23 protein-coding genes are annotated in these 24,738 nt (G+C 62.6%); 9 read left to right on the top strand and 14 right to left on the bottom strand.

The genetic code is table 11. From position 1 onward, the window contains the following. Positions 1 to 11 precede the first annotated feature (11 nt). From ATY02_RS01515 to ATY02_RS01495, 5 genes are all read right to left on the bottom strand, one after another. Positions 12 to 1,241 (bottom strand): nucleoside recognition domain-containing protein, encoded by a 1,230-nt coding sequence (locus tag ATY02_RS01515; RefSeq protein WP_068575379.1) that lies wholly within the window; start codon positions 1,239 to 1,241, stop codon positions 12 to 14. A gap of 123 nt (positions 1,242 to 1,364) precedes the next feature. After that, the gene (gene gltP, locus ATY02_RS01510; RefSeq protein WP_068575380.1) at positions 1,365 to 2,696 is read right to left on the bottom strand and encodes a glutamate/aspartate:proton symporter GltP; all 1,332 of its coding nucleotides are present in this window, start codon (positions 2,694 to 2,696) and stop codon (positions 1,365 to 1,367) included. Between the two features lie 728 nt (positions 2,697 to 3,424). Further along, on the bottom strand, positions 3,425 to 3,889 hold the full coding sequence (locus ATY02_RS01505; protein WP_068575381.1) for an inhibitor of vertebrate lysozyme family protein: 465 nt from the start codon (positions 3,887 to 3,889) through the stop codon (positions 3,425 to 3,427). A gap of 2 nt (positions 3,890 to 3,891) precedes the next feature. Next, complete coding sequence (locus ATY02_RS01500; RefSeq protein WP_003170804.1) at positions 3,892 to 4,056, bottom strand: DUF1328 domain-containing protein; 165 nt, start codon at positions 4,054 to 4,056, stop codon at positions 3,892 to 3,894. Positions 4,057 to 4,140: 84 nt separating this feature from the next. Beyond that, complete coding sequence (locus ATY02_RS01495) at positions 4,141 to 4,428, bottom strand: hypothetical protein (RefSeq protein ID WP_068575382.1); 288 nt, start codon at positions 4,426 to 4,428, stop codon at positions 4,141 to 4,143. A 455-nt stretch (positions 4,429 to 4,883) separates the two neighbouring features. Here ATY02_RS01495 and algB point away from each other — a divergent pair, with 455 nt between their 5' ends. Further along, positions 4,884 to 6,230 carry a sigma-54-dependent response regulator transcription factor AlgB gene (algB, locus tag ATY02_RS01490; protein WP_068575383.1) on the top strand — a complete coding sequence of 449 codons (1,347 nt, stop codon included), beginning with the start codon at positions 4,884 to 4,886 and terminating at the stop codon, positions 6,228 to 6,230. Positions 6,231 to 6,240: 10 nt separating this feature from the next. Next, positions 6,241 to 8,028: a KinB sensor domain-containing domain gene (locus ATY02_RS01485; protein WP_068575384.1), complete on the top strand. Its 1,788-nt coding sequence runs from the start codon at positions 6,241 to 6,243 to the stop codon at positions 8,026 to 8,028. Between the two features lie 4 nt (positions 8,029 to 8,032). Here ATY02_RS01485 and ATY02_RS01480 read toward each other — a convergent pair whose 3' ends face one another. The 7 genes from ATY02_RS01480 to ATY02_RS01450 form a co-directional block, all read right to left on the bottom strand. Next, positions 8,033 to 9,652: an EAL domain-containing protein gene (locus ATY02_RS01480; RefSeq protein WP_068575385.1), complete on the bottom strand. Its 1,620-nt coding sequence runs from the start codon at positions 9,650 to 9,652 to the stop codon at positions 8,033 to 8,035. Between the two features lie 76 nt (positions 9,653 to 9,728). Then, complete coding sequence (locus tag ATY02_RS01475; RefSeq protein WP_068575386.1) at positions 9,729 to 10,508, bottom strand: N-acetylmuramoyl-L-alanine amidase; 780 nt, start codon at positions 10,506 to 10,508, stop codon at positions 9,729 to 9,731. A gap of 86 nt (positions 10,509 to 10,594) precedes the next feature. Beyond that, positions 10,595 to 12,784 (bottom strand): GGDEF domain-containing protein, encoded by a 2,190-nt coding sequence (locus ATY02_RS01470; RefSeq protein WP_068575387.1) that lies wholly within the window; start codon positions 12,782 to 12,784, stop codon positions 10,595 to 10,597. Then, a complete protein-coding gene (locus tag ATY02_RS01465; RefSeq protein ID WP_068575388.1) occupies positions 12,781 to 13,659 on the bottom strand; it encodes an endonuclease/exonuclease/phosphatase family protein in 879 nt (292 codons plus the stop codon). Before ATY02_RS01465 ends, ATY02_RS01470 begins: the two co-directional genes overlap by 4 nt. Before the next feature lie 11 nt (positions 13,660 to 13,670). Beyond that, on the bottom strand, positions 13,671 to 14,300 hold the full coding sequence (locus ATY02_RS01460; protein ID WP_068575389.1) for a thiol:disulfide interchange protein DsbA/DsbL: 630 nt from the start codon (positions 14,298 to 14,300) through the stop codon (positions 13,671 to 13,673). Positions 14,301 to 14,496: 196 nt separating this feature from the next. After that, a complete protein-coding gene (locus tag ATY02_RS01455) occupies positions 14,497 to 15,102 on the bottom strand; it encodes a c-type cytochrome (protein ID WP_068575390.1) in 606 nt (201 codons plus the stop codon). A 45-nt stretch (positions 15,103 to 15,147) separates the two neighbouring features. After that, the gene (locus tag ATY02_RS01450) at positions 15,148 to 15,438 is read right to left on the bottom strand and encodes a c-type cytochrome (protein WP_068575391.1); all 291 of its coding nucleotides are present in this window, start codon (positions 15,436 to 15,438) and stop codon (positions 15,148 to 15,150) included. Between the two features lie 193 nt (positions 15,439 to 15,631). On the opposite strand from ATY02_RS01450, the gene yihA reads away from it, so the two are divergent. After that, positions 15,632 to 16,273: a ribosome biogenesis GTP-binding protein YihA/YsxC gene (gene yihA, locus ATY02_RS01445; protein ID WP_068575392.1), complete on the top strand. Its 642-nt coding sequence runs from the start codon at positions 15,632 to 15,634 to the stop codon at positions 16,271 to 16,273. A 407-nt stretch (positions 16,274 to 16,680) separates the two neighbouring features. Here yihA and polA read toward each other — a convergent pair whose 3' ends face one another. Next, positions 16,681 to 19,470 carry a DNA polymerase I gene (gene polA / locus ATY02_RS01440; protein WP_068575393.1) on the bottom strand — a complete coding sequence of 930 codons (2,790 nt, stop codon included), beginning with the start codon at positions 19,468 to 19,470 and terminating at the stop codon, positions 16,681 to 16,683. Between the two features lie 74 nt (positions 19,471 to 19,544). On the opposite strand from polA, the gene ATY02_RS01435 reads away from it, so the two are divergent. Continuing rightward, positions 19,545 to 19,832, top strand: coding sequence for a DUF2782 domain-containing protein (locus ATY02_RS01435; protein WP_068575394.1), 288 nt, complete (start codon positions 19,545 to 19,547; stop codon positions 19,830 to 19,832). A 65-nt stretch (positions 19,833 to 19,897) separates the two neighbouring features. Beyond that, the gene (locus ATY02_RS01430; protein WP_068575395.1) at positions 19,898 to 20,848 is read left to right on the top strand and encodes a homoserine kinase; all 951 of its coding nucleotides are present in this window, start codon (positions 19,898 to 19,900) and stop codon (positions 20,846 to 20,848) included. A gap of 84 nt (positions 20,849 to 20,932) precedes the next feature. Here ATY02_RS01430 and ATY02_RS01425 read toward each other — a convergent pair whose 3' ends face one another. Next, positions 20,933 to 21,862: a zinc ABC transporter substrate-binding protein gene (locus ATY02_RS01425; RefSeq protein WP_068577340.1), complete on the bottom strand. Its 930-nt coding sequence runs from the start codon at positions 21,860 to 21,862 to the stop codon at positions 20,933 to 20,935. A 57-nt stretch (positions 21,863 to 21,919) separates the two neighbouring features. Between ATY02_RS01425 and zur the strand changes: the two genes are divergently transcribed. Genes zur through ATY02_RS01405 form a run of 4 tightly spaced genes read left to right on the top strand, consistent with a single transcriptional unit; the run spans position 21,920 to position 24,710 of the window. Then, positions 21,920 to 22,402 (top strand): zinc uptake transcriptional repressor Zur, encoded by a 483-nt coding sequence (zur, locus tag ATY02_RS01420; protein ID WP_068577342.1) that lies wholly within the window; start codon positions 21,920 to 21,922, stop codon positions 22,400 to 22,402. Continuing rightward, the gene (znuC, locus tag ATY02_RS01415) at positions 22,402 to 23,172 is read left to right on the top strand and encodes a zinc ABC transporter ATP-binding protein ZnuC (protein WP_068577344.1); all 771 of its coding nucleotides are present in this window, start codon (positions 22,402 to 22,404) and stop codon (positions 23,170 to 23,172) included. The genes zur and znuC overlap by 1 nt, the downstream gene beginning before the upstream one ends. Then, positions 23,165 to 23,953 (top strand): zinc ABC transporter permease subunit ZnuB, encoded by a 789-nt coding sequence (gene znuB / locus ATY02_RS01410; protein ID WP_022642273.1) that lies wholly within the window; start codon positions 23,165 to 23,167, stop codon positions 23,951 to 23,953. Before znuC ends, znuB begins: the two co-directional genes overlap by 8 nt. Positions 23,954 to 23,990: 37 nt before the next feature. Continuing rightward, positions 23,991 to 24,710 carry a PA5502 family lipoprotein gene (locus tag ATY02_RS01405; protein WP_068577346.1) on the top strand — a complete coding sequence of 240 codons (720 nt, stop codon included), beginning with the start codon at positions 23,991 to 23,993 and terminating at the stop codon, positions 24,708 to 24,710. Positions 24,711 to 24,738 lie beyond the last annotated feature (28 nt).

Here is a 24,738-nt window from a genome sequence, read left to right as displayed (position 1 = left end):
CCGGCGCAGGATCAGCCGAAGAACCAGTAGCAGACGGCGATCGCCGCGACCACGCCGGCAAACTCCGCCAACAGGGCGCAGCCCACGGCGTGCCGTACCCGCTGGATGCCCACCGCACCGAAATACACCGCCAGCACATAGAAGGTGGTTTCGGTGCTGCCCTGGATGGTCGCCGCCGCCAGCGCCGGGAAGCTGTCCACACCCTGGCTCTTCATGGTCTCGATCAACATCGCCCGGGCGGCACTGCCCGAGAACGGCTTGACCATGGCAGTGGGCAGGGCATCGACGAAGCGCGTATCCCATCCGGCCCAGGCCACCAGGTGGCGGATTGCGTCGAGGCCGAAATCCAGCGCCCCGGAAGCCCGCAGCACGCCGATGGCGCACAGCATGGCCACCAGGTACGGCAGCAGGTTCTTGGCGACGTCGAACCCTTCCTTGGCGCCCTCGACGAAAGCCTCGTAGACCTTGACCTTGCGCAGCGCGCCGATCACCAGGAACAGCATGATCAGGCCGAACAGCGTCAGGTTGCCGAGGATCGAGGAAAGTGACGCCAGGGCCGCCGCCGACAGGCTCGCCAGCAGCGCCATGAAAGCCCCCAGGGCCAGGGCACCGGGAATCAGGTAGGCCAGCACCACCGGGTCCCACAGCCGCAGGCGCTGCATCACCGCCACCGACAGCAGGCCTACCAGGGTCGAGGCGCTGGTGGCCAGCAGGATCGGCAGGAACACCAGGGTCGGGTCCGCCGCACCTTGCTGGGCGCGGTACATGAAGATGGTCACCGGCAACAGGGTCAGGGACGAAGCGTTGAGCACCAGGAACAGGATCTGCGCGTTGCTCGCGGTGGTCGCACTGGGGTTGAGCTCCTGCAGGGCGCGCATGGCCTTGAGGCCGATGGGCGTGGCGGCGTTGTCCAGGCCCAGGCCGTTGGCGGCGAAGTTCAGGGTGATCAGGCCCAGGGCCGGATGGCCCGGTGGCACTTCCGGCATCAGGCGCTTGAACAGCGGGCCGAGGACCTTGGCCAGCCATTCGACGATGCCGGCCTTCTCGGCGATCCGCAGGAACCCCAGCCACAGGGTCAGGGTGCCGAACAGCAACACCATGACCTCCACCGACAGCTTGGCCATGGCGAAGATGCTTTCCACCATGGCGGCGAAGATCCCGGCGTTGCCTCCCACCAGCCACTGCGCCAGGGCGGAAACGGTTGCAACGATAAAGAAGCCAAGCCACAGGCCATTGAGCATCGGTCATATCCCTCGGAAGATGCGGCGAATGATAGCGGGGGCTGCAGAAACGACAAACCCCGGATCGACCGGGGTTTGTCTGTTGCGCGGGCCCGCCGGGGTGGCGGGCGGGCGTCAGGCGTCTCAGCCCTTGGAGATCTCGCCGGCTGGCAGCTTCTCCTTGCTGCGCCAGTGCGGCAGGGAGTTCCAGTAGCGCTGGCCCTTGGCTTCGTCGTACATGCCTTCCCAACGAGCGATCACCAGCACCGCCAGGGCGTTGCCGATCACGTTCAGGGCGGTACGCGCCATGTCCATCACGCGGTCGACACCGGCGATGAAGGCCAGGCCTTCCAGCGGGATGCCAACGCTGCCCAGGGTGGCCAGCAGGACCACGAAGGACACGCCCGGAACCCCGGCGATCCCCTTGGAAGTGACCATCAGGGTCAGGACCAGCAGCAGCTGCTGGCTGATGGACAGGTCGATGCCGTACAGCTGGGCGATGAAGATCGCCGCGATGCTCTGGTACAGGGTCGAACCGTCGAGGTTGAAGGAGTAGCCGGTAGGCACCACGAAGCTGCAGATCGCCTTCGGCGCGCCGTAGGCTTCCATCTTCTCGATCACTCGCGGCAGCACGGTTTCCGAGCTGGCGGTGGAGTAGGCGAGCACCAGCTCATCCTTGAAGATACGCATCAGCTTGATCACCGAGAAACCGAACAGGCGTGCGATCAGGCCCAGGACCACAAAGGCGAAGAAGGCAATCGCCACGTAGACCAGGATCACCAGCTTGGCCAAAGGCAGCAGCGAGGCGAAACCGAAGTTGGCGACGGTCACCGCGATCAGGGCAAATACACCGATAGGGGCGTAGTTCATGATCATGTGGGTGACCTTGAACATGGTTTCCGAAACGCCCTGGAACATCTTCACCAGCGGCTCGCGCAGGTCGGCCTGCAGGCTCGACAGGCCCAGGCCGAACAGCACCGAGAAGAAGATGATCGGCAGCATCTCGCCACGGGCCATGGCCGCGAAGATGTTCGACGGAATCAGGTTGAGGATGGTCTCGATGAAGGCGTGTTCATGTTGCACTTCGGCCGCGGTGGCCTGGTACTTGGAGATGTCCACGGTGCCCAGGGTGCTCATGTCGATGCCTGCGCCCGGATGGAACAGGTTGGCCAGCAGCAGGCCGACGACGATGGCGATGGTGGTCACGATCTCAAAGTAGATGATGGTCTTGAGGCCGATGCGGCCCAGCTTCTTGGCGTCGCCAACACCGGCGATGCCGACCACCAGCGAGGAGATGACGATCGGGATCACGATCATCTTGATCAAGCGGATAAAGATATCGCCCGCAGGTTGCAGGACGTTGCTAATCCACCAGGCTTTTTCAGCGCTGAAATGATTGAGCAGTGCGCCGATCGCAATACCCAGGACCAGACCGATGAGGATCTGCCAGGCGAGGCTTAATTTGGCCTTCTTCATATCATTACCCTTACTTCAGTTGGACTCGGGCTGATGCGCGAACTGCAACGCTCAATGGCGGAAAAGTCTGTGCATCAGCCCCCGTATAAGGTCATCCCGAGCGAGCATTTACGGCTCTCTGCAGGCGAAAAAAGGCGCAACTATTCCGATGCAAGGGTGGCGCGTCTAATGCCGTAAACGCCTACCCTATGCCGAATCGGCATGAGTTTTTCGAAACAAAACGAGCGTCCCAACCGGTTCGAATACGACATTTCGGCAGACCAGAATGCCGTGAAACGGCCATTTCAGGCGGCGTGCAGGCTTGTCGGAAGGGTCAGGAAAAGGTCTAAAAAACTTTAGGAATGTTCTGTTTCGGGTGCCCTGGAACCTTCCGGATTTTCCGGAAAGTTTCTCGATATACGGTCGCAGAGAAACACCAGGAAACGTTTGACCGGAGTCAAAGGAAGATTTTTCAGTTCAGACATCGGTGCCATCAGGCCAATGGCTCTAGAACGGGGATCTGACCGTTCACGCACGCCGCAAGCTCGTCGGATCGACACCGACCCGGGAGCTTGCGCCGCCGCTTTTTCCTGACCCGGCCCTTGCGGAGGCACTCCCTGTACCCCTAGGTCACTCCGATCTCTGGTGGATCAGAACGTCCCGGCCCCCTGGTCATGCACGTGCCCTCCTCGGGTCGTGCAACAGCCGAAAGCGCACCAGGCCCTTTCGTCTATTCGACTGACCCGGACTCAATACCAGTTCGGGTCTTTTCTCAGCTGCTCTTTAAGCAATTCCTGCATACCGGGCTCGGGCTTGCCGAGAAACCGGTAGTTGGCATGCCGGGTCGGCGACTTGTCGGCGGGCAACCCCGCAGGCACTTCCACCAGCAATGCATAGGCATGCTTCTTGTCGAAAGCGAAGGCCACGATCAGCCGCTGGCTGCGGCAACTCTGGGCGGTCTCGCACAACGGTCCCACCAGGTACTTGTCGCCATCCTCCTCCACGGCATTCATTTGTTCGGCATCGCCCGACAGGTTCATGACCCACTCGGGCAATCGCTCTTCCTTTTGCACGACCTTCTGCCAGGTCTCGCGAAACTGCGGATCTGCATTGAGCAGTTGGCTGGCCCGTGCCTGGCCATCGTTGGCAGCCGACGCCAGGGCACTGGCGCTCGACAGCAATACGAAGGCCAGGGTCTTGAAGGAGATCCCCATGATCAACCCCGACCGCGACGGCCAAAGAAGAAGGAAGCGATGAACATCACCAGGAACACCACGAAAAGAATCTTGGCGATCCCGGTAGCGGTGCCAGCGATACCACCGAAGCCCAGGACAGCAGCGACGATGGCGATGATCAGGAATGTGATTGCCCAACTCAGCATGATGATTCTCCTTACTCTTCTCTATTAGGAAAGCTGCCGACATGGTTGGCCCGCTACCGCCAAGGGCGGCCCCGGCCATGGTGCCTAGAACACCCAGCGCTCCTGGCGTGGCGACTCAAGCACGGGCTGCGCCTGGTCAACGGTCATCAGTTGTAGGGGTGCGGTGTCGGCGAACGAACTGCTCACCGGACGAAAATGGGTCTGGATGGGGTGTTGATGGGCCGGCACCTGGGGAATAGGGGCCTGGCGATCCTGCCAGCGCTGGAACTGCTGCCCGGCGATTAGAGTGACCAGCAATGCAAGGCAAGCAAACAGCCCTTGCTGGAGGTGCAGCGGCGCGATGCGCAATTGGGCAAGACGTTGGCGATTCATCCTGAAAATCCTCCCACACCGATGGTGATGTTGTTATGGAAGCCGTTGCCTGGGCCCCTCGATGGGAAAGGAAGTTGCAGACTGCATGCCAGCTTTTATCGAGCAATAAATATCAATAAAATCAATAACTTATATAAAGACCAGAAAAAACCCATGGACGCATCCTGCACGATGCCCACTTGGCTGACCGTGCGAAATGCACGATCTTCAACTCAGGGGTTTCTCCTGCTTTCTGATTTTCGGTGGGAACTTTGCCGAGCAGCGAGCAGCCTGATACAGACCTGTACCTGCACAACCTTCAGCCACCGCTGAAAACATCAGTTATTTCAGTTAGTTAGCTATTTCGACCGGAGATATCTAACCTGCAACCGGTGGAATGGATCAGAATCAATCTTGCAACTTGCCCGATTTTTCCGGGACTAAATCAGATCGTTCATTAAAGGAGCCTGGGAAAAATGGAGCCAGCGCCGGAGAATCAGGGCCGCATCCTTCTGGTAGATGACGAGTCCGCCATCCTTCGCACCTTCCGTTATTGCCTGGAAGACGAGGGCTACATCGTCGCTACCGCCAACAGTGCGGCCCAGGCAGACACGTTGCTGCAACGCCAGGTGTTCGACCTGTGCTTCCTCGACCTGCGCCTGGGAGAAGACAACGGCCTGGATGTATTGGCCCAGATGCGTATCCAGGCGCCCTGGATGCGGGTAGTGATCGTCACCGCCCATTCCGCCGTCGATACCGCCGTGGATGCCATCCAGGCCGGTGCCGCCGATTACCTGGTCAAGCCGTGCAGCCCCGATCAATTGCGCCTGGCCACCGCCAAGCAGTTGGAAGTGCGCCAGCTGTCAGCACGCCTGGAGGCCCTGGAGGGCGAGGTCCGCAAGCCCAGCGATGGCCTGGATTCCCACAGCCCGGCCATGAAGGTGGTGCTGGAGACCGCCCGCCAGGTAGCCAGCACCGATGCCAACATCCTGATTCTCGGTGAATCTGGAACCGGCAAGGGCGAGCTGGCCCGGGCCATCCATGGCTGGAGCAAGCGCGCGAAGAAGTCCTGCGTGACCATCAACTGCCCGTCGCTGACTGCCGAGCTGATGGAGAGCGAGCTCTTCGGCCACAGCCGCGGGGCCTTTACCGGCGCCAGCGAAAGCACCCTGGGCCGGGTCAACCAGGCCGACGGGGGCACGCTGTTTCTCGACGAGATCGGCGACTTCCCGCTGACCCTGCAGCCCAAACTGCTGCGCTTTATCCAGGACAAGGAATATGAACGTGTCGGCGATCCGGTGACCCGGCGCGCCGACGTACGCATCCTCGCCGCCACCAACCTCAATCTGGAAGACATGGTGCGCGACGGGCGTTTTCGCGAGGACCTGCTGTACCGCCTGAACGTGATTACCCTGCACCTGCCGCCTTTGCGCGAGCGCAGCGAAGATATCCTGACCCTGGCCGACCGTTTCCTCGCGCGCTTCGTCAAGGAGTACTCGCGACCGGCACGGGGCTTCAGCGACGAGGCCCGGGAGGCCCTGTTGAACTACCGCTGGCCAGGCAACATTCGCGAGCTGCGCAATGTGGTGGAGCGGGCGAGCATCATCTGTCCCCAGGAACGAGTCGAGATCAGCCACCTGGGCATGGCCGAGCAGCCCACCAGCAATGCGCCGCGAATCGGCGCGGCCTTGAGCCTGGACGAGTTGGAGAAAGCCCATATCGGTGCGGTACTGGCCACCAGCGACACCCTGGACCAAGCCGCCAAGACACTGGGCATCGATGCTTCGACGCTGTATCGCAAGCGCAAACAGTACAACCTGTGAACGATATCCCATGAAGCTAGCGATGAAACTGCGGACCCGGCTGTTTCTGAGCATCTCGGCCCTGATCACCGTGGCGATGCTGGGCCTGGTGCTCGGGCTGGTCAGCGTGATGCAGATGGCCAGTACCCAGGAGTCGCTGATCCGCAACAACTTCATCACCCTGGACCTGGGGCTCAAGCTGCGCCAGACCCTGGGCGACCAGTTGATCCTCATGCTCAGCAACAAGCCCGACCCAGAGGCCCTGGAAGCATCCAGGAAACGTTACCTGGACCTGCTCGACCAAGGCATTGCCCATGAGCAGCAGAACCACAATCAGAGCGGCTTCCAGCAAGCCCGCAGCGACTATCAAAGCTTCTTCCAGGCCTTCGAACACAGCAACGCCCCCAGCACCGGATTGAGTAGCGACAACCAACTGACCGAGCGTTTCAACACCCTGCGCTCAGGCCTGATCAATGAGCACAAGCGCGCCCTGGACAACATCAGCGCAGTGGAGCGCCAGACCCGCGGCCGCGCCCTGCTGGTGGCCGGCCTGCTGGGCCTGGTTGGCCTGGCGGTGCTGATCATCGGTTTCATTACCGCGCATTCCATCGCCCAACGCTTTGGCGGTCCCATCGAGGCCCTGGCCAAGGCGGCGGACAAGATCGGCCAGGGTAACTTCGACGTTACCCTGCCGATTTCAGGCGCCGCGGAAATGAATCTGCTGACCCGGCGCTTCGGCATCATGGCTGAGGCGCTGCGCCAACATCAGGCAACCAACGTCGATGAACTGCTGGCCGGCCAGCAACGCCTGCAAGCGGTGCTCGACAGCATCGACGACGGCCTGCTGATGATCGACCGCCAGGGCCGCCTGGAGCACTTGAACCCGGTGGCCCAGCGGCAACTGGGCTGGGACCAGGATCGCCTTGGCCAAGGCCTGGGCAGTGCCCTGCAAAGACCGGAGCTGGACGAACAACTGCAACTGGTGCTGCGGGGCGGCAGCCTGGAGCGGGCCCCGGAAGACCTGGATATCGAAGTCGACGGCGAGGCACGCCTGTTGACCTATAGCCTGACCCCGGTATGCCACACCCAAGGGCACATCCTTGGCGCAGTGATGGTGCTGCATGACGTCACCGAGCAGCGGGCCTTCGAGCGCGTGCGCAGTGAGTTCGTGCTGCGCGCCTCCCATGAGCTGCGCACCCCGGTCACCGGCATGCACATGGCCTTCGGGCTGCTCCAGGAACGCCTGCACTTCGCCGAGGAGTCGCGGGAAACCGACCTGCTCAATACCGTCAATGAAGAAATGCAGCGCCTGATGCAGTTGATCAACGATCTGTTGAACTTCTCCCGCTACCAGAACGGCCTGCAGAAGCTCACTCTCGCCCCCTGCTCATTGGAGGATCTGCTGGAGCAGACCCGGGAACGCTTCATCGAACAGGCGCGAAACCGGGACATAGCGCTGCTGCTGGATATGCAGGCGCCACTGCCACGACTGCATGCCGACCAGCCACAGCTGGAGCGGGTCCTGGACAACCTGGTAGGCAACGCCCTGCGCCACACCGCCAAGGGAGGCCAGATCCGCCTGCAGGCCAGGCGTCATGGCGAGCGGGTGATCGTCAGTGTCGAGGACAATGGCGAAGGGATCGCCTACGGCCAGCAGGGGCGGATCTTCGAACCTTTCGTCCAGGTGGGGCGCAAGAAGGGTGGCGCCGGGCTCGGGCTGGCACTGTGCAAGGAAATCGTCCAGCTCCATGGCGGACGCATGGGGGTGTACTCAAGACCGGGACAGGGTACCCAGTTCTACCTGGCGCTGCCGCTGTAGGACATCACGCTTCATCATCCAAGCGCCTGGCCATCAGGCGCCGTCCCCGCGTGATCAATTCGGTGAACTGCAAGGCGCTCAGGGCCTGGGCGAACAGCCAGCCCTGGCCGAAGCTGACCCCTTCGCTGCTCAACAGCAAGGCCTGGTCCTCGAACTCGATGCCTTCTGCGATCACCTTGAGCTTCAGGGCGTGGGCCATGCGGATGATGTGCGGGGCCACGCCGCTGCTGGCGGCATCGTGGCCCAGGGCGTCGACGAACGCCTTGTCGATCTTCAGGCAGTCCACCGGCAGGTTCTGCAGGTAGGCCAGGCTGCAATAGCCGGTGCCGAAATCGTCGATCAACACTTGATGCCCGACATCCCTCAGGGCTTGCAGGTTGTTGCGTGCCACCACCACGTCGATCAGTCCGCGCTCGGTCACTTCGAAGGCGATCTGCCGCGCCGCCACCCTGTGCAACGCCAGCAGGCGCGCCATGACCCGGCCGATACGCGGCACCATGACATCGCAAGCGGCCAGGTTGACCGAGATGTACAGCTGCGGATTGGCTCGCAACACATGGCCCAACTGTTCCAGCAGGCGCTGCAGGACGAAGTCGGTGATCTGGCGGATCTGCCCGGTGTTCTCCGCCAGCGGGATGAACAGCTCGGGGCTGGTCAGGGTGCCGTCCGGGCGCCGCCAGCGCAGCAAGGCCTCAGCTCCCACGCAGAGCCGGCTGTTGAGATCGAAGATCGGTTGGTACAGCACCTGCAGTTCCTTACGACGCAAGGCACCTTGCAGTTCCGCCCCCAGGGACTGCCGCTGCCGCGCCAGCTGATACACCAGTGCGCAGATGAACAGCGCCAACAACAGGCTCACCGGCAGCAACCACCACCAGCCATCGAGCATTTCCGCCTGCATGCTGGCCCTTGGAGTGATCAGCACCAGTTGGTACTCGGGGTTCTGGGTCGGCATGCGGTAGATCAGCAGGTCCCGGGTCACCTGCAGTGGCTGGCCTCGACTGGGATGCCAGGGCTGCACCGGCGGCCAGGGGCGCGCCAGGCCCAGTACCGGAATGGCCCGGGCACCATGATCGACCACCACCATCAGGCTGCCCCCGGGCGGCAGGTCGACCACGTCCGTCAGGTGCCCACGGGAAGTGGCAACGCGAAAGTTGCCACGGCCGAGCATGAGCGCCGCGAGGTTTTCATTGGGTTCGATGGAGGTATTGAGCCAGTAGCTATAGGTGGGGCCCCGGATATCCGCCGGCCTGGGGGATGGCGTCAGGTTCTGCTGCGGCCAGTTGGAGCAGGTCTGGTCGGCGTCCATGTAAACCGCCTCGTAGATGAAGCGATAGCTGTAGCTGACCTGCTGCAACGCCGTGATCATGTCCGCGCTGCACTCGCGTAGCGGTTGCGCCTCCAAGGCATCCAGGCCCTCACGCAGCTGTCCGAACAACTGCTCCAGGCGCTCCAGGAATCGCTGGCCCTGGGCATTCATCTGCTCGCTTTCCTGCTGCTGGACCTGATGCATCGCCACGCCAACGCTGCCCAGCATCAGCACCGCCGCACTCAAGGCAGCCGCCAGCATCGCCAACACCCATGGGCGATGAAACCAACTGCGCACGGGCTCGCCGGAGGCCTGCATCTTGGAAGATCCGAAGGATTACCAATGAGTTATAGCAACTGATTGGGCAATCGGCGCGGACCGTCCGGCGGCGTCATTATTTTGTCTGGTTGAGGACCTGCAGGATCGCTGCGCTTTCAGCGTCCGGGGTGCCATCGAAACGGCCGGGCCGGTAGTGCATCTGGAAGGCCGCCAGCACATGCCGGGTGGCCACATCCAACTCGCCGGTCTGCGGGGTGGCGTAGCCCAGGTGGGCCAACTGCTGCTGGAACCAGCTGATGCTCGGCAGGTTCGCCGCATAGAACGCCTGCTGGCGAGCCACTGCCTGGGCGTTGGGCCACAGGCCCAGGCCCGCCTCGGCCAGGCGCTTCCAGGGGAACAGCGGGCCTGGATCGAGCTTGCGCAGCGGTGCGATGTCGCTGTGGCCGATGATGTGCCGAGGGGAAATGTTGTTGCGCTTGCTGATGTCCTTGAGCAACACGATCAGGTTCTGGATCTGCGCTTCGCTGTAGGGGTACCAGAGCCGCCCGTTGGGGCCGTCGCGAAACCCCGGGTTGACGATCTCGATACCGATGGAGCTGGAGTTGAGCCAGGTTCGTCCCTGCCATTGGCTCTCGCCGGCATGCCACGCACGGTACTGTTCATCCACCAGTTTGTAGATGGTGGCGGACTTGTCATCGCCGATCAGGTAATGGCTGCTGACCTGGCCATGGGTCAGCAGGGCCAGGGAACGCTCCATGGACGCCGAGGTGTAGTGGACGATGATGAACTGGGCCCGTTGGTCGTAGTTGACCGAGGGGTGGCTGGTATCGATGCGCGGGCCGCTGGCGCAGCCAGCAAGCAGCAACAGGGAGAAGGCAAGGGCAAACAGTTTCATGGCAGGGCAGCACGTTGCGACATTAATGCAACAGTGTAACGTACTGCTCCCCGATCCATGGGCAAAACTGCGCTACCCGGCTCGGCTCAGCCGGCCTCGACCCGGTTTCGTCCGGCATCTTTTGCTCGATATAGCGCCTGATCGGCTCTTTTTATCACCATATCGCTGCGATCTCCCGACTTGAACGCACTCACACCCACAGACACGGTGATGGTCACCGGTTCGCCCTTGAAATGGAACGGACAGGCCTCGATCGCCGCACGCAGGGTTTCCACCAACCGTACGCCCACCGGCCACGGTGTATTGGGCAACAGCAGGACAAACTCCTCACCACCGAAGCGGGCGATGAAGTCGGTACCCCGCAAGCGCTTGCGCAGTACGCTGGCAATGATTTTCAGCACCTTGTCGCCAGCCAGGTGCCCATAGTTATCGTTGATCCGCTTGAAGTGGTCGAGATCGAGCATGGCCAGCAACAGGCTGTTGCCATGGCGTTGCCACTGTTCGATCTCATGCTCCAGGCGCTCGCTCCAGGCCGCACGGTTGGGCAGCCCGGTCAGCGGGTCGATCAATGCCTTCTGCCGCTGCTCCTCCAAGTGCTCGCGATAGCCCTGGGCCTCCTGCTCCATGCTCGAGACCCGGGCCGCCAGGCTTTGCAAGCGTGTGGCCATGTCCTTCTCGCGCTCGTCGCGCTGTCGCTGATGCTGGTCCATGGTGCCCAGCAGGCCTTCCAGATGGCTTTCCAGTACCTGTTTGAGGTCGTCCAGGTCCGCTGCTTCCTGCACGCTGCTCTGCAGACCATCGACCTGCTCGCGGATCTGCGTATCCATGGCGCGCGCGGCCGAGCTGATATCGGCATGACCGTCACTGGCTGCCTGCAGATTGCTCTGGAAGGCTTCCAGGCGCTCGTTGAGCTGCTTTAGGTAATTCTCGAACTCATGCTGGCCAGAGTCGGTGATCGCCAGCATCAACACCGCAAGATCATCGAGGATCGGCAGCAACTCATACCAGTTCAGGCCATGTTGCAGACGATCACGCATTGCCTCTGCTTGAGGGCGATGCCGCTCAGGCAGGCTCAGGTCATCGAGCAGGCCCAGGAGGGTGTGCTCGATGTGCTTGGCCACCGAACTGTAGGAAGGCTCGGGCGAGTCCGGCAACGCATAGAGCACGTCATGATCCGGCTGCTCCGGGTCGATGGCCGCCAACGCCTCGGCCATCACCTGGGGCAGGGGCAGGCTGTCGAGCAAGGCGGCAGAGGAAATGGGCAGCAGCTCGTCAGGATTGCCGCCCTTCGGCTCGGGGGCGATCAGGGGATCGGGTGCAGGTGCAGGTGCAGGTGCCAGGGTCGGCCCGGGCCTCTCGGTTCGCAATACGTCAATGGGCTCCTGCAACCCTGCCGGCACCTCGGAAGGGCGCTCCAGCTCGAGCGCAGGAGTTTCCGGCACCAGGACCTGGGGTATGAAGGCGACAGCCTCTGTCGGGCCGGGTTCGGGTTCTGGCTCGGTTTCGAGCTTGGGGGCAACGGCAGCAGAGGGCTCGAAGGCGGGCTGGGGCAAGGGTTCCGCCTCTGCCGACAACGGTGCGACACCAGGTGCCGGCGCTACCACGCCAGCTTGGGGCACAACGCTATCGGGCACTTCGTCGTGCTCGCGAGCCGCTTCATCCGGGGCCGTTGGCTCCTCAGGCTGTGGATGATTGTCTACAGCCTGAGCCGAAGGGGCGAGCGCCTCGGCTCCCGGCGCGGCTTGCGCAGGATCACGGGAGCCGAACAGCCGTTGCAACAGGCCAGGGCGCCCGGGTTCGGCCGGACCGTCCAACTGGTTCAGGGCCTTGCCTTGCAGGGCGCTCAGTTCCCCCAATAGCAAGGGAATCTCCCGGGCCTGACCGACCCGGCCATCCAGCTGCTTGGCGAACGCCTTGAGCGGGCGACTGACTTCCCTGGGCAGGGGCAGGGACTGCAATTGGGTGACCAGCGCCGTCAATGCGCTGCTCATCTGGTCGATACGGGTTTCCCGACGCTGTTCGGAGTCCAGCACGGCCTTTTCCAGGCGCGGAATCAAGGCAGCCAGTCCGGCGTCCATATCGTCGGTACGCACGACCTCGCGCATTTCCTTCATGCATTGGTCAACCGCGCGGTCGGTGCCCTCCGCGGCCAGGGTGCTGCGCACCAGGCCCCGGCGCAACAAGTCCAGTCGTGCAGCCCAGCGGCGCTCGAGCTTTTCCTGTTGTTCGATGCTTTTTAAGTACTTCTCTTTCCAACGTTGGGCGTCGTCGCTCATTCATCGATTCCGCGAGGGGCAGGACTCAACGCGGGCAATGCATCGGCCGTGAGCGAACCCGGCAGACGAATCTCTACCGCGACCGGCAAGTGATCGGATATGGGTTGGGCCAGGACTTCGACTCGCTCCAGGGTCAGGCTGGGGCTGAGCAGGATGTGATCCAGGCAGCGTTGTGGGCGCCAGCTGGGGAAGGTCGCCTGCAGTTGCGGCGCCAGCAGGCTCAAGTCGCGCAAGGGGGAATGCTCCAACAGGTCGCTGGCATGGGTATTCATATCCCCCATCAGCACCTGATGCTTGTAGCCGCCGATCAACTCGCGAATGTAGGCCAGTTGCCGGGTTCGCGCCCGAGCGCCAAGGGCCAGGTGCATCATCACCACGACCAGGGCCTCCGGCCCCTCGCCGAAACGCAGCAGGATCGCCCCACGCCCCTTGGGGCCGGGCAGGGGATGATCCTCGATCGCCCAGGGCCGCAAGCGGCTGAGCACGCCATTGCTGTGCTGGGCCAGGCGTCCGAGGTTGCGATTGAGCTGCTGGTACCAGTAGGGAAAGGCACCCAGTTGGGCCAGGTGCTCCACCTGGTTGACGTAGCCCGAACGCAGGCTGCCGCCATCGGCTTCCTGCAGGGCTACCAGGTCGAAGTCCCCCAGCAGGTTGCCTATTTTCTGCAGGTTGTCCGCCCGACCGTTATGGGGCAACAGGTGCTGCCAGCCGCGGGTCAGGTAGTGACGATAACGCTCGGTGCTGATGCCGACCTGGATGTTGAAGCTGAGTAGTCGCAGGCGACTGTCTGCCGGCAGGCCGGTCGACGCTAAATGATGTTCGTTGACCTGCGGATCATGCAGGCCAACGATGCGTTCCGAGCCCCAGCGCGGCATGGCGGCGGCGCTTACTTGGCCGCGCGCTCTTTGGCGATCAGCTGGTCGGCCACGCTCAGCGCACCTTCAGGACCGCCAGCGGTGCCCAGGTCGAAACGATACTTGCCGTTGACCACCATGGTAGGTACGCCAGAGATCTGATAGGCCTGGGCTTTCTTCTTGGCATCCTCGACCTTGCCTTTGACGGCGAAGGAATTGTAGGTGCTCAGGAACTTGTCCTTGTCGACACCCTCGCCAGCCAGGAAGTCGGCCATTTCCTCAGGAGTAGCGAGTTTCTTGCCGCTGTGGATGGCCTCGAACACGGCCTTGTGCACCTTGTGCTCGACCCCCATGGCTTCCAGGGTGATGAACAGCTGGCCATGGACATTCCAGATGCCACCGAACATGGCTGGGATACGTACGAAGTTGACGTCGGCAGGGAGTTTCTCGACCCAAGGGTTGATGGTGGGTTCGAAGGCATAGCAATGAGGGCAGCCATACCAGAACAGCTCCACCACTTCGATCTTGCCAGGCACCGCAACCGGAACGGCGCTGCTCAACTCGACATATTGTTTACCGGCTTCAAGCGGTTCGGCGGCTTGAGCGGTCACGCCAAACAGGCTGGCGGTGACAAGAGCGGCGCTGAGAATCAGATTACGCATGCTTTACTCCTGGACGATTTAGGCGCCTCGCGCGACCTGAATTCAGACAGATCATGGCGGGCTTGAGTTCGCTAGTGTAGCGGCTGGCGCCATAAAAAAGGGCGGCCTGAGCCACCCTTTATGCTTGCACCGTCAGATTAATCGATCATTAACGTCGCCGTGGCTATGCACCTTCCGGCAACTGATCGCGGCGGCCTCAGTGCAGGCCTTGAATATAGCTGGACACTGCTTCGATGTCCTTGTTGCTCAGCTTGCTGGCAATGCTGCGCATGACCATGGTGTCGCCATCGTTGGTACGTGCGCCTTCGCGGAAGTCGGTCAGCTGCTTGGCCACATATTGAGCATGCTGGCCACCCAGGTGAGGGAAACCTGCCGCTGCGTTACCCGCGCCGTTCGGCGAATGGCAGCCGGTACAGGCTGGCATGCCCTGGTCCAGCTTGCCGCCACGGAACAGTTCTTCGCCACGGGCCACAACTTTTGGATCAGCCGCGCCGACGCTGCCTTTCTGGCTGGCGAAATAGGCGGCGATGTCAGCCAGGTCCTGATCGCTCAGGTTGGTCAGCAGGCCGGTCATTTCCAGCACTTGACGCTTACCGGACTTGATATCGTGCAGCTGCTTGTCCAGGTACCTCTCCCCCTGGCCTGCCAGTTTGGGAAAGTTTGGCGCCATGCTGTTCCCATCAGGGCCGTGGCAAGCGCCACAGACTGCGGCTTTCGCCTGACCGGCAGCAGCGTCGCCTGCGGCATGGGCAACACCGGTGATGCCCAAGGTCAACAGCAGACTCACGAGTAATTTGTTCATCAGCTAATCCAACTACGGCTAAGGGTTAAGAGTTATGGACCGGGATCACTCGCTCATCCAGTGGATGATGGCTCGGTAATCCTCGGCACTGCAGTCCATGCACAAACCACGCGGCGGCATCGCCTTGAAACCCTGGGTCACGTGTTGCACCAGCGTCTCCATACCTTGCGCCAACCTCGGCGCCCAAGCTTCCTGGTCGCCCTTGCGGGGCGCCGTCGGTAGTTGGCCGGAATGACAAGCCCCACAAACACGGTTGTACACAGCTTCCGGATCCTGTGTAGCCTGCGCGCTGTAAAGCGGCATCAAGAGCCCGGTAGCCAGCAGCCATTTCGTCATAAAACGACCTTTTCAGGGTTGAGAGCGTGCTGCGTTCTAATGCGCATACAAGGTTTATCGCTCTCGTGAACTTCATCCTACGCTGGGACAAAGCGCACACAAAATCTGCGGCATTATATACTGGCGCTACTGAAACGGAAACGACACCGCTCGCCGCACCCATCCTCGGCACCGCCCCTATTTCGGAAATCCCATGCAACTGAAGAACCCCATCCTCGGTCTGTGCCAACAGGCTACTTTCATGCTCAGCGCCGCCAAGGTCGATCAATGCCCTGACGACGCCGGCTTCGAAGTTGCCTTCGCCGGGCGTTCCAACGCCGGTAAATCCAGCGCCTTGAACACCCTGACCCACGCCAGCCTGGCACGCACCTCGAAGACCCCGGGCCGCACACAATTGTTGAACTTCTTCAAGCTAGACGACGATCGCCGTCTGGTCGACCTGCCGGGCTATGGCTACGCCAAGGTACCGATCCCCTTGAAGCAGCACTGGCAGCGCCACCTGGAGGCCTACCTGGGCAGCCGGGAGAGCCTCAAGGGCCTGATCCTGATGATGGATATCCGTCATCCAATGACCGATTTCGACACCCTGATGCTGGACTGGGCCGTGGCCAGCGGCATGCCAATGCACATCCTGCTGACCAAGGCCGACAAACTGACCTATGGCGCAGCCAAGAACACCCTGCTCAAGGTCCAGTCGCAAATTCGCAAGGGCTGGGGCGAAGCCATCACTATCCAGCTGTTCTCCGCACCCAAGCGCATGGGCCTGGAAGAGGCCTACACCGTGCTGGCGGGCTGGCTGGAACTGGCCGACAAAGGCGCCGAGATCGAGGCCTGAGAGAGATAAAAATTGTCTGCGCGGTGATCAGGCAAGGCAAAAAGCGGCGGAAAAGCGGAGTTTAGGGGCCTAAATGAGCATTTCCCGCCGCTTTTTAACGCAGCATGGTCGCCACGCAGGCAATTTTCAGGCAAAAAAAACCCCGGACTTCATATGGGGAGGGGGAAGTTCGGGGTTCAAGTTCTAGACCGCTAGGGCGGGGTCCAGATATCTGCCAACACTTAACACAACATAGGAACATTGAAGGGCTTCACCAGCCATTCAGTAACTCTGAGTGGGCGTTTCTCGATTTAGTTCCGGCCGAGCGCAAAAACTATTGGCGATAACCCCTGGAATTTTTCGCGCTAATGGTTCTCCAGGCTTTTGCCGCGACACTATGTCGCGGCAAAAATCGGCGAAAAGTCCCCTTAATGGGCCTCATCCCAGTTATTTCCCACCCCGACTTCCACCAATAGCGGCACATCCAGGGTCGCGGCACCGCTCATGTAACCGCGAATTTCTTCGCGCACCTGGTCCACCAGGTCCTCGCGAACCTCCAATACCAGTTCGTCGTGCACCTGGAGAATGACCCTGGCGTCCAGCCCCGAGCCCTGCAGCCAGTTGTCCACCGCCACCATGGCTTTCTTGATGATGTCCGCGGCAGTGCCTTGCATTGGCGCGTTGATCGCCGTGCGTTCGGCACCGGCCCGCTCCTGGGGCTTGTTGGAGTTGATCTCGGGCAGGTACAGGCGGCGACCGAAGATGGTCTCCACATACCCTTGGTCGGCCGCCTGGGCACGGGTGCGGTCCATGTACTCGCGCACCCCCGGATAGCGGGCGAAGTAGGTGTCGATATATGCCTTGGCCTGCTTGGTATCGACGCCGATATCCTTGCCCAGCTTCTGCGCCCCCATGCCATAGATCAGGCCGAAGTTGATGGCCTTGGCACTGCGGCGCTGCTCGGAGGTAACGTCCCCGAGATCGACCTTAAACACTTCCGCCGCCGTGGCCGTGTGCACGTCCTGGTTGTTGCGAAAAGCATTGAGCAAGCCTTCGTCCTGGGACAGATGCGCCATGATCCGCAGCTCGATCTGCGAGTAGTCCGCCGCCAGCAGCTTGTAGCCGGCCGGAGCGACGAAGGCCTGGCGAATGCGCCGCCCCTCTGCCGTGCGCACCGGGATGTTCTGCAGGTTCGGATCACTGGAAGACAGGCGCCCGGTAGACGCTACTGCCTGGTGATACGAGGTGTGGATCCGTCCGGTGCGCGGGTTGATCTGCTCCGGCAGGCGGTCGGTATAAGTACTCTTGAGCTTGCTCATGGAGCGGTACTGCATCAGCACCCGGGGCAGCGGGTAGTCGTCCTCGGCCAGCTTGGCCAGCACCTCTTCGGCGGTGGACGGCTGGCCCTTGGCAGTCTTCTTCAGCACTGGCAGGCCAAGCTTGTCATAGAGGATGCTGCCCAACTGCTTCGGCGATCCCAGGTTGAATTCCTCGCCGGCGATTTCGAAAGCCTCACGCTCCAGGGCCTCCATCTTGTCGCCCAGCTCGATGCTCTGCACGCCCAGCAGCTTGTCGTCCACCAGCGCGCCCTGGCGCTCGATGCGAGCCAGTACCGGTACCAGAGGCATCTCGATATCGGTCAGCACGCTGGCCAGGCTCGGGATGGCAGTCAGCTTCTCGAACAAGGCCTGGTGCAGGCGTAGGGTCACGTCCGCGTCCTCGGCTGCGTAGGGACCTGCCTGCTCCAGCGGAATCTGGTCGAAGGTCAGCTGCTTGGCGCCCTTGCCGGCGATGTCCTGGAAACTCACGGTGCTGTGGTCCAGGTACTTCTGCGCCAGGCTGTCCATGTCATGGCGGGTGGCGGTGGAATTGAGCACATAGGACTCGAGCATGGTGTCGAAGGCCACGCCACGCATGGTGATGCCATTGGCCTGATCACCACCGATGGCGCAGTTGGCCAGGATGTTCATGTCGAACTTGGCATGCTGGCCCACCTTCAGCAGTTGCGGATCTTCGAGCAACGGCTTCAGTGCCAGCAGCACGGTGTCGCGATCCAACTGCGCGGGCGCCCCCATGTAGCTGTGTGTCAGCGGAACGTAGGCCGCCTCACCCGCGGTGACCGCGAAGGACAGGCCCACCAGTTGGGCTTGCTGGGCATCGATACCCGTGGTTTCGGTATCGAAGGCCATCAGCTTGGCCCCCTTGAGCTTTTGCAGCCAGAAGTCGAAACGCGCCGGGTCGAGGATGGTTTCGTACTGCAGTTCCAGCGGAGACTCCTCCGCCGGCGCTTGCTGTTCAGCGGCGGCCGGGGCAGCGCTGGTATCGAGCTCGACACGCTTGGCATCGCGCTGCAGATCGTCGAGCCAGCTCTTGAACTCCATCAGGCTGTAGAGCTCTGCGAGCTTTTCGCGATCCGGCTCGCGCAGGTGCAGGTCGTCCAGGCCCACATCCAGGGCAACGTCGACCTTGATGGTCGCCAGTTGATAGGACAGGAAAGCCATTTCCTTATGTTCTTCAAGCTTGGCCGGCAGCGTCTTGGCCCCGCGAATCGGCAGGGTCGGCACGATATCGAGCTGCTCGTAGAGCTCCTTGAGGCCGCCGTTGACCCCCACCAGCAAGCCCGAGGCGGTCTTCGGGCCGATGCCCGGAACGCCAGGGATGTTGTCGGAGGAGTCGCCCATCAGCGCCAGGTAATCGATGATCTGCTCGGGAGCGACACCGAATTTCTCCTTCACGCCCTCCACGTCCATGCTGCTACCGGACATGGTGTTGACCAGGGTAATGTGCCCATCCACCAGCTGCGCCATGTCCTTGTCGCCGGTGGAGATGACCACCGGCCGGGACGCCGCGGAGCTGCTGCGGGCCAGGGTTCCGATCACGTCGTCGGCCTCGACGCCCTCGACGCACAGCAACGGGAAGCCCAGGGCGATCACGCTGGCATGCAGCGGCTCGATCTGCACCCGCATGTCATCGGGCATGCTGGGGCGATTGGCCTTGTAGTCAGCATACATTTCGTCGCGAAAGGTCCCGCCCTTGGCGTCGAACACCACGGCGAACGGGCTTTGCGGGTACTGCTTGCGCAGGCTCTTGAGCATGTTCAGCACGCCCTTGACCGCGCCGGTCGGCATGCCTTTGGAGGTAGTCAGCGGTGGCAGCGCGTGAAAAGCGCGGTACAGGTAGGACGAACCGTCCACCAGGACGAGGGGGGCTTGGCTCATGAGCGGAATCAACCTTTTGGACGGGTCCGGCGCTAGAATAGCGGGACCGTTGACGACAAAGGGACAAGGTTATCATGCGCACAATAAATCGCTTGCTGCTGGCCGGCTTGATTGCAGTTTCCTCCATGGCAGCGATCGCCGCGGAAGATGCACCTTCGGCCGACCCGGAAGTCACCATTCGCACGGAAGGCGACAAGACCATCCAGGAATACCGGCAAAATGGCTTCCTGTATGCGATCAAGGTCACGCCAAAAGGTGGCAAGCCCTATTTTCTGGTGCGCGCCGATGGCTCAGACGGCAACTTCATCCGTTCGGATCAGCCCGATATGCTGATCCCTTCGTGGAAAATCTTCGAGTGGTAAGCCACTCCGACTTCAACTCAATGGCGCCGGCCCGATAGCGGCGCCCGTACTGGCAGTTCTTAACCATGTCTGTGTTCACCCCCCTGGCTCGGCCCGAGCTGGAAACCTTTCTCGCCCCATATGGGCTCGGCCGCCTGCTTGATTTCCAGGGGATTGCCGCTGGTAGCGAAAACACCAATTTCTTCATCAGCCTGGAACAGGGCGAGTTCGTCTTGACGCTGGTCGAGCGCGGGCCTGTCCAGGAAATGCCGTTCTTCATCGAGTTGCTGGACGTCTTGCACGAGGCGGACCTGCCGGTTCCCTACGCGCTGCGTACCACCGACGGCGTCGCCCTGCGGGAACTGGCGGGCAAGCCAGCGCTGCTGCAACCGCGCCTGGCCGGCAAGCACATCAAGCAAGCCAACGCCCAGCACTGCGTCCAGGTTGGCGAGCTGCTGGGCCACCTGCACGTGGCCACCAAGGACAACATGATCAAGCGCAAGACCGATCGTGGCCTGGACTGGATGCAGGAAGAGGGTGCCAAGCTGCTGCCACACCTGGACAGCACCGCCAAGGACCTGCTGCAACGTGCGCTGCAAGAGATCGTCGAACAGAGGACCAGGATCCTCGCCCTGCCACGGGCCAACATCCATGCCGACCTGTTCCGCGACAACGCGATGTTCGAAGGTACCCACCTGACCGGCCTGATCGATTTCTATAACGCCTGCTCGGGGCCGATGCTGTATGACGTGGCCATTGCCCTGAACGACTGGTGTTCCGACGCCGAAGGGATGCTCGACGGCCAACGCGCACGGGCCTTGCTCGGTGCCTACGCGACCTTGCGGCCATTCACCGCCGCCGAGGCCGAACTGTGGCCAACCATCCTGCGGGTGGCCTGCGTGCGTTTCTGGCTGTCACGCCTGATCGCTGCCGAGACCTTTGCCGGCCAGGACGTACTGATCCACGACCCGATGGAGTTCCAGCGCTACCTGGCCCAGCGCCAGCAGGTCAGCGTGGCCCTGCCGTTCGCCCTCTGAAACGCTTCGCGGGCCAGCCGCCCCTGCCGTAAACGAGCAGGAGCGGCTGGCCCGCGAAGGATGAAGCCTGTACTGGAAACCCGCTTATAGCTGCTCCAGGCAGCCGGCCAGATCGTTGCCGAGCTTCTCCAGCACCTGCTCGTAGCCCGTGGCGGACGCCGGGGTGTAGCCGCCCAATGCATCCAGTTCGGCCAGCTTTACCGGCAGGCCGGCCACCAGGGTTTCCGCCAGCCGCGGACTCAGCGGCGGCTCGCTGAACACACACGTCTTGCCCACCTGCTGCAGGCGCGCGCGCATGGCCGCTACATGCTGGGCCCCAGGCTGCACCTCGGCAGCGACGCTGAACACCCCGGTGTGCTTGAGACCATAGGCGTCCTCGAAATAGTCGAAGGCTTCATGGAAGACGAAATAGGGCTTGCCGGCGATCCCCGCCAGGCGAGCCTTCAGGCGGGTGTCCAGGGCATCCAGGCGCTCGCTGAAAGCCTTCAGGTTGTCCTGATAACGCGTGGCATTGGCCGGATCGGCGGCGCTCAAGTCGGCCGCCATGCGAGTGGCGATCACCCGGGCATTGACCGGCGACAGCCAAAGGTGGGCATCCAGGCTGCCGGGACGGTGATCGTGATCATGTTCGTCGGCATCTTCAGCGTGGGAGTGGCTATCTTCGGCAAAACGGCGAAGCTTCATGCCTGGCAGGTCCTGTACCGCCACCGAGGGCAGGCTGCGCCCCTTCAGGACACGCGGCAGGAACCCTTCCATGTCCGGGCCGATCCAGTACAGAAGATCCACGCTCTGCACCTTGCGCACATCGGAGGGGCGCAACGCATAGTTGTGCGGCGAAGCGCCCGGCGGCAGCAGCACCTCGGGAATCGCCACGCCGTCCTGCACCGCCGCGGCAATCAACTGCAGGGGCTTGATACTGGTCAGCACCCGGACTTCAGCCTGGGCCGAGCCGATCGCGAACAAGCTGAAGGTAAAAGCGACAAAAAGACGAAAAAGTCGGGGCACGATGGACACTCGAAGAGGCGATAGCGGGTAACATAATAACGTCTCTCACCAACCTCGTCGCCGCTCATGCCTAAAACACCTCTTGCCAGCCGACCACACGACCACTCTCACTGCGTGCACAACGCACTGTCTGAGGCCGATGCCCTGTGCACCCGGCAGGGCCTGCGCCTGACCGCACTGCGCCGGCGGGTGCTGGAGCTGGTGTGGCAAAGCCACAAGCCCCTGGGCGCCTACGACATCCTGGCAGTGCTCAGCGAGCAGGATGGGCGCCGCGCTGCACCGCCAACGGTGTACCGGGCCCTGGACTTCCTCCTGGACAACGGCCTGGTACACCGCATCGCCTCGCTCAACGCCTTCGTCGGTTGCAACCATCCGGAACACGCGCACCAGGGCCAGTTCCTGATCTGCCGCGAGTGCCACGCGGCCATCGAACTCGAACAGAAATCCATCAGCGACGCGATCATCAACAGCGCCCGCGACGTCGGCTTCGTGGTCGAGGGCCAGACCGTCGAAGTGATCGGGCTCTGCTCCGGCTGCCAGGGGGCGTGATGAGCACTGCGTTGATCCGCCTCGAGCAAGTCGGGGTGACCTTTGCCGGGCAGAACGTGCTGGACAACATCCAGCTCAGTGTCGAACCCGGGCAGATCGTCACCCTGATCGGCCCCAACGGTGCCGGCAAGACCACCCTGGTGCGCGCCGTGCTCGGCCTGCTCAAGCCCGATACCGGCAGCGTCTGGCGCAAGCCTCGGTTGCGGGTGGGCTACATGCCGCAAAAACTCCATGTCGACCCGACCCTGCCGCTCTCGGTGCTGCGCTTCCTGCGCCTGGTGCCGGGGGTGGACCGCCCGGCGGCCCTGGCGGCACTCAAGGAGGTCGGAGCGGAACAGGTGATCGACAGCCCGGTGCAGAGTATTTCCGGTGGTGAGATGCAGCGCGTGCTGCTGGCCCGGGCGCTGCTGCGCGAGCCTGAGCTACTGGTCCTCGACGAGCCGGTGCAGGGTGTCGACGTGGCCGGCCAGGCTGAGCTGTACAGCCTCATCACCCGCCTGCGTGACCGCCACGGCTGTGGTGTGCTGATGGTTTCCCACGACCTGCACCTGGTGATGAGCACCACCGACCAGGTGGTCTGCCTCAACCGCCACGTCTGCTGCTCCGGGCACCCCGAGCAGGTCAGTGGCGACCCGGCCTTTGTCGAGCTGTTCGGCAAGAACGCGCCAAGCCTGGCGATCTACCACCACCATCATGACCACGCCCACGACCTGCATGGCTCGGTGGTGGTCCAGCCCCATGTCCACGGAGAAAACTGCAAGCATGGCTGATTTCCTGCTGTACGCCCTGCTCGCAGGTTTGTCCCTGGCGCTGGTCGCTGGCCCCCTGGGCTCCTTCGTGGTCTGGCGGCGCATGGCCTATTTCGGCGACACCCTGTCCCACGCCGCGCTGCTGGGCGTCGCCCTGGGTTTCCTGCTGGATGTCAGCCCAGCGGTGGCGGTCACCGTCGGCTGCCTGTTGCTGGCGGTACTGCTGGTCACCCTGCAACAGCGCCAACCCCTGGCATCCGACACGCTGCTGGGGATTCTTGCACCCAGCACCCTGTCCCTGGGCCTGGTGGTACTAAGCTTCATGCATGAAGTGCGGATCGACCTGATGGCCTATCTGTTCGGCGACCTGCTGGCGATCAGCCCCGGCGACCTGGCGTGGATCCTCGGCGGCAGCGCCGCTGTACTGTTGCTGCTGGTAGCGCTGTGGCGGCCATTGCTGGCCATCACCGTGCACGAGGAGCTGGCCAAGGTCGAAGGCCTGCCCGTGGCCTCGCTGCGCATGACGCTGATGCTGTTGATCGCGGTGGTGATCGCCGTCGCCATGAAGATCGTCGGGGTGCTGCTGATCACCTCCCTGTTGATCATCCCCGCCGCTGCGGCACAGCGTCACGCCCGCTCGCCGGAGCAGATGGCCCTGGGCGCCAGCCTGCTGGGCATGCTGGCAGTGGGCGGCGGGCTGGCGCTGTCCTGGTTCAAGGACACCCCGGCCGGGCCGTCGATCGTGGTCACAGCGGCCGCCCTGTTTCTGCTGAGTTTTGTTCTGCCCCGTCGAGGGGTGTAGACTTGCTCGCTTTTTGCGCAATTAGAGAGTCGCAGGAATGAAGCCGTTCGCCTCCCGTTATCTGCTCCTTGTCGCATTCTCCCTGCTACTGGGGGCCTGCCAAAGCACGCCGCCGGTGGCCACCGAGGTCCCCGATGCGCGGGCCACGGCCGTCGCACAACTGCAGCAAAGCATCGCCAGCAGCGAACTGGCGACCGCCGAGGACCAGTTGAGCGCCTTGCAGGCACAGACCCCTGACGACCCACAATTGGTCCAGTACCAGCGACAGCTGGCCGAGGCCTACCTGCAGCGCAGCCAGATCGTCCTGCAAAAGGGCGACGTGAACGCTGCCGCCACGGCCTTGAGCCGTGCCCGGGCGCTGATGCCCAAGGCGCCGGCCCTGACTGGCGGGGTCAACAATGCCATCGCCCACGCCCGCAAGGCCGAGCTGGACAAGGCCGAAGCCGCACTGAAGGCCGCCGAGGCGCGCCCTGCAGCCAAGCTGATCGACCCCACCGCCCCCAGCAGCACCATCGCCCTGAATGTCACCGACATCCGCCAGCTGCGCCGCCAGCTCGATGCCCTGGCCGCGGACGTGGTGAACTACCAGTGCGACGTCACCCTCCAGGTCCCACGTCGCGAAGACTACCCGTGGCTCTCGACCCTGCTGCACAAGCGGGTGAAGAAGCTGGCTCCCGACTTCCAGCAGAAGATCGACCGGCAGATCGTGCGCCATGTGCCGGCGCAGATGGTCCTGACCCCACGCCAGGCGCAATGACAGTGGCCGGCAGCCCGCAGGCTGCCGG

The organism is Pseudomonas sp. BIOMIG1BAC, from assembly GCF_001705995.2.
Lineage (GTDB): Bacteria > Pseudomonadota > Gammaproteobacteria > Pseudomonadales > Pseudomonadaceae > Aquipseudomonas > Aquipseudomonas sessilinigenes.
The sequence above is the reverse complement of the archived record's forward strand: the minus strand, read 5'-3'. Positions and strand labels throughout refer to the sequence as shown.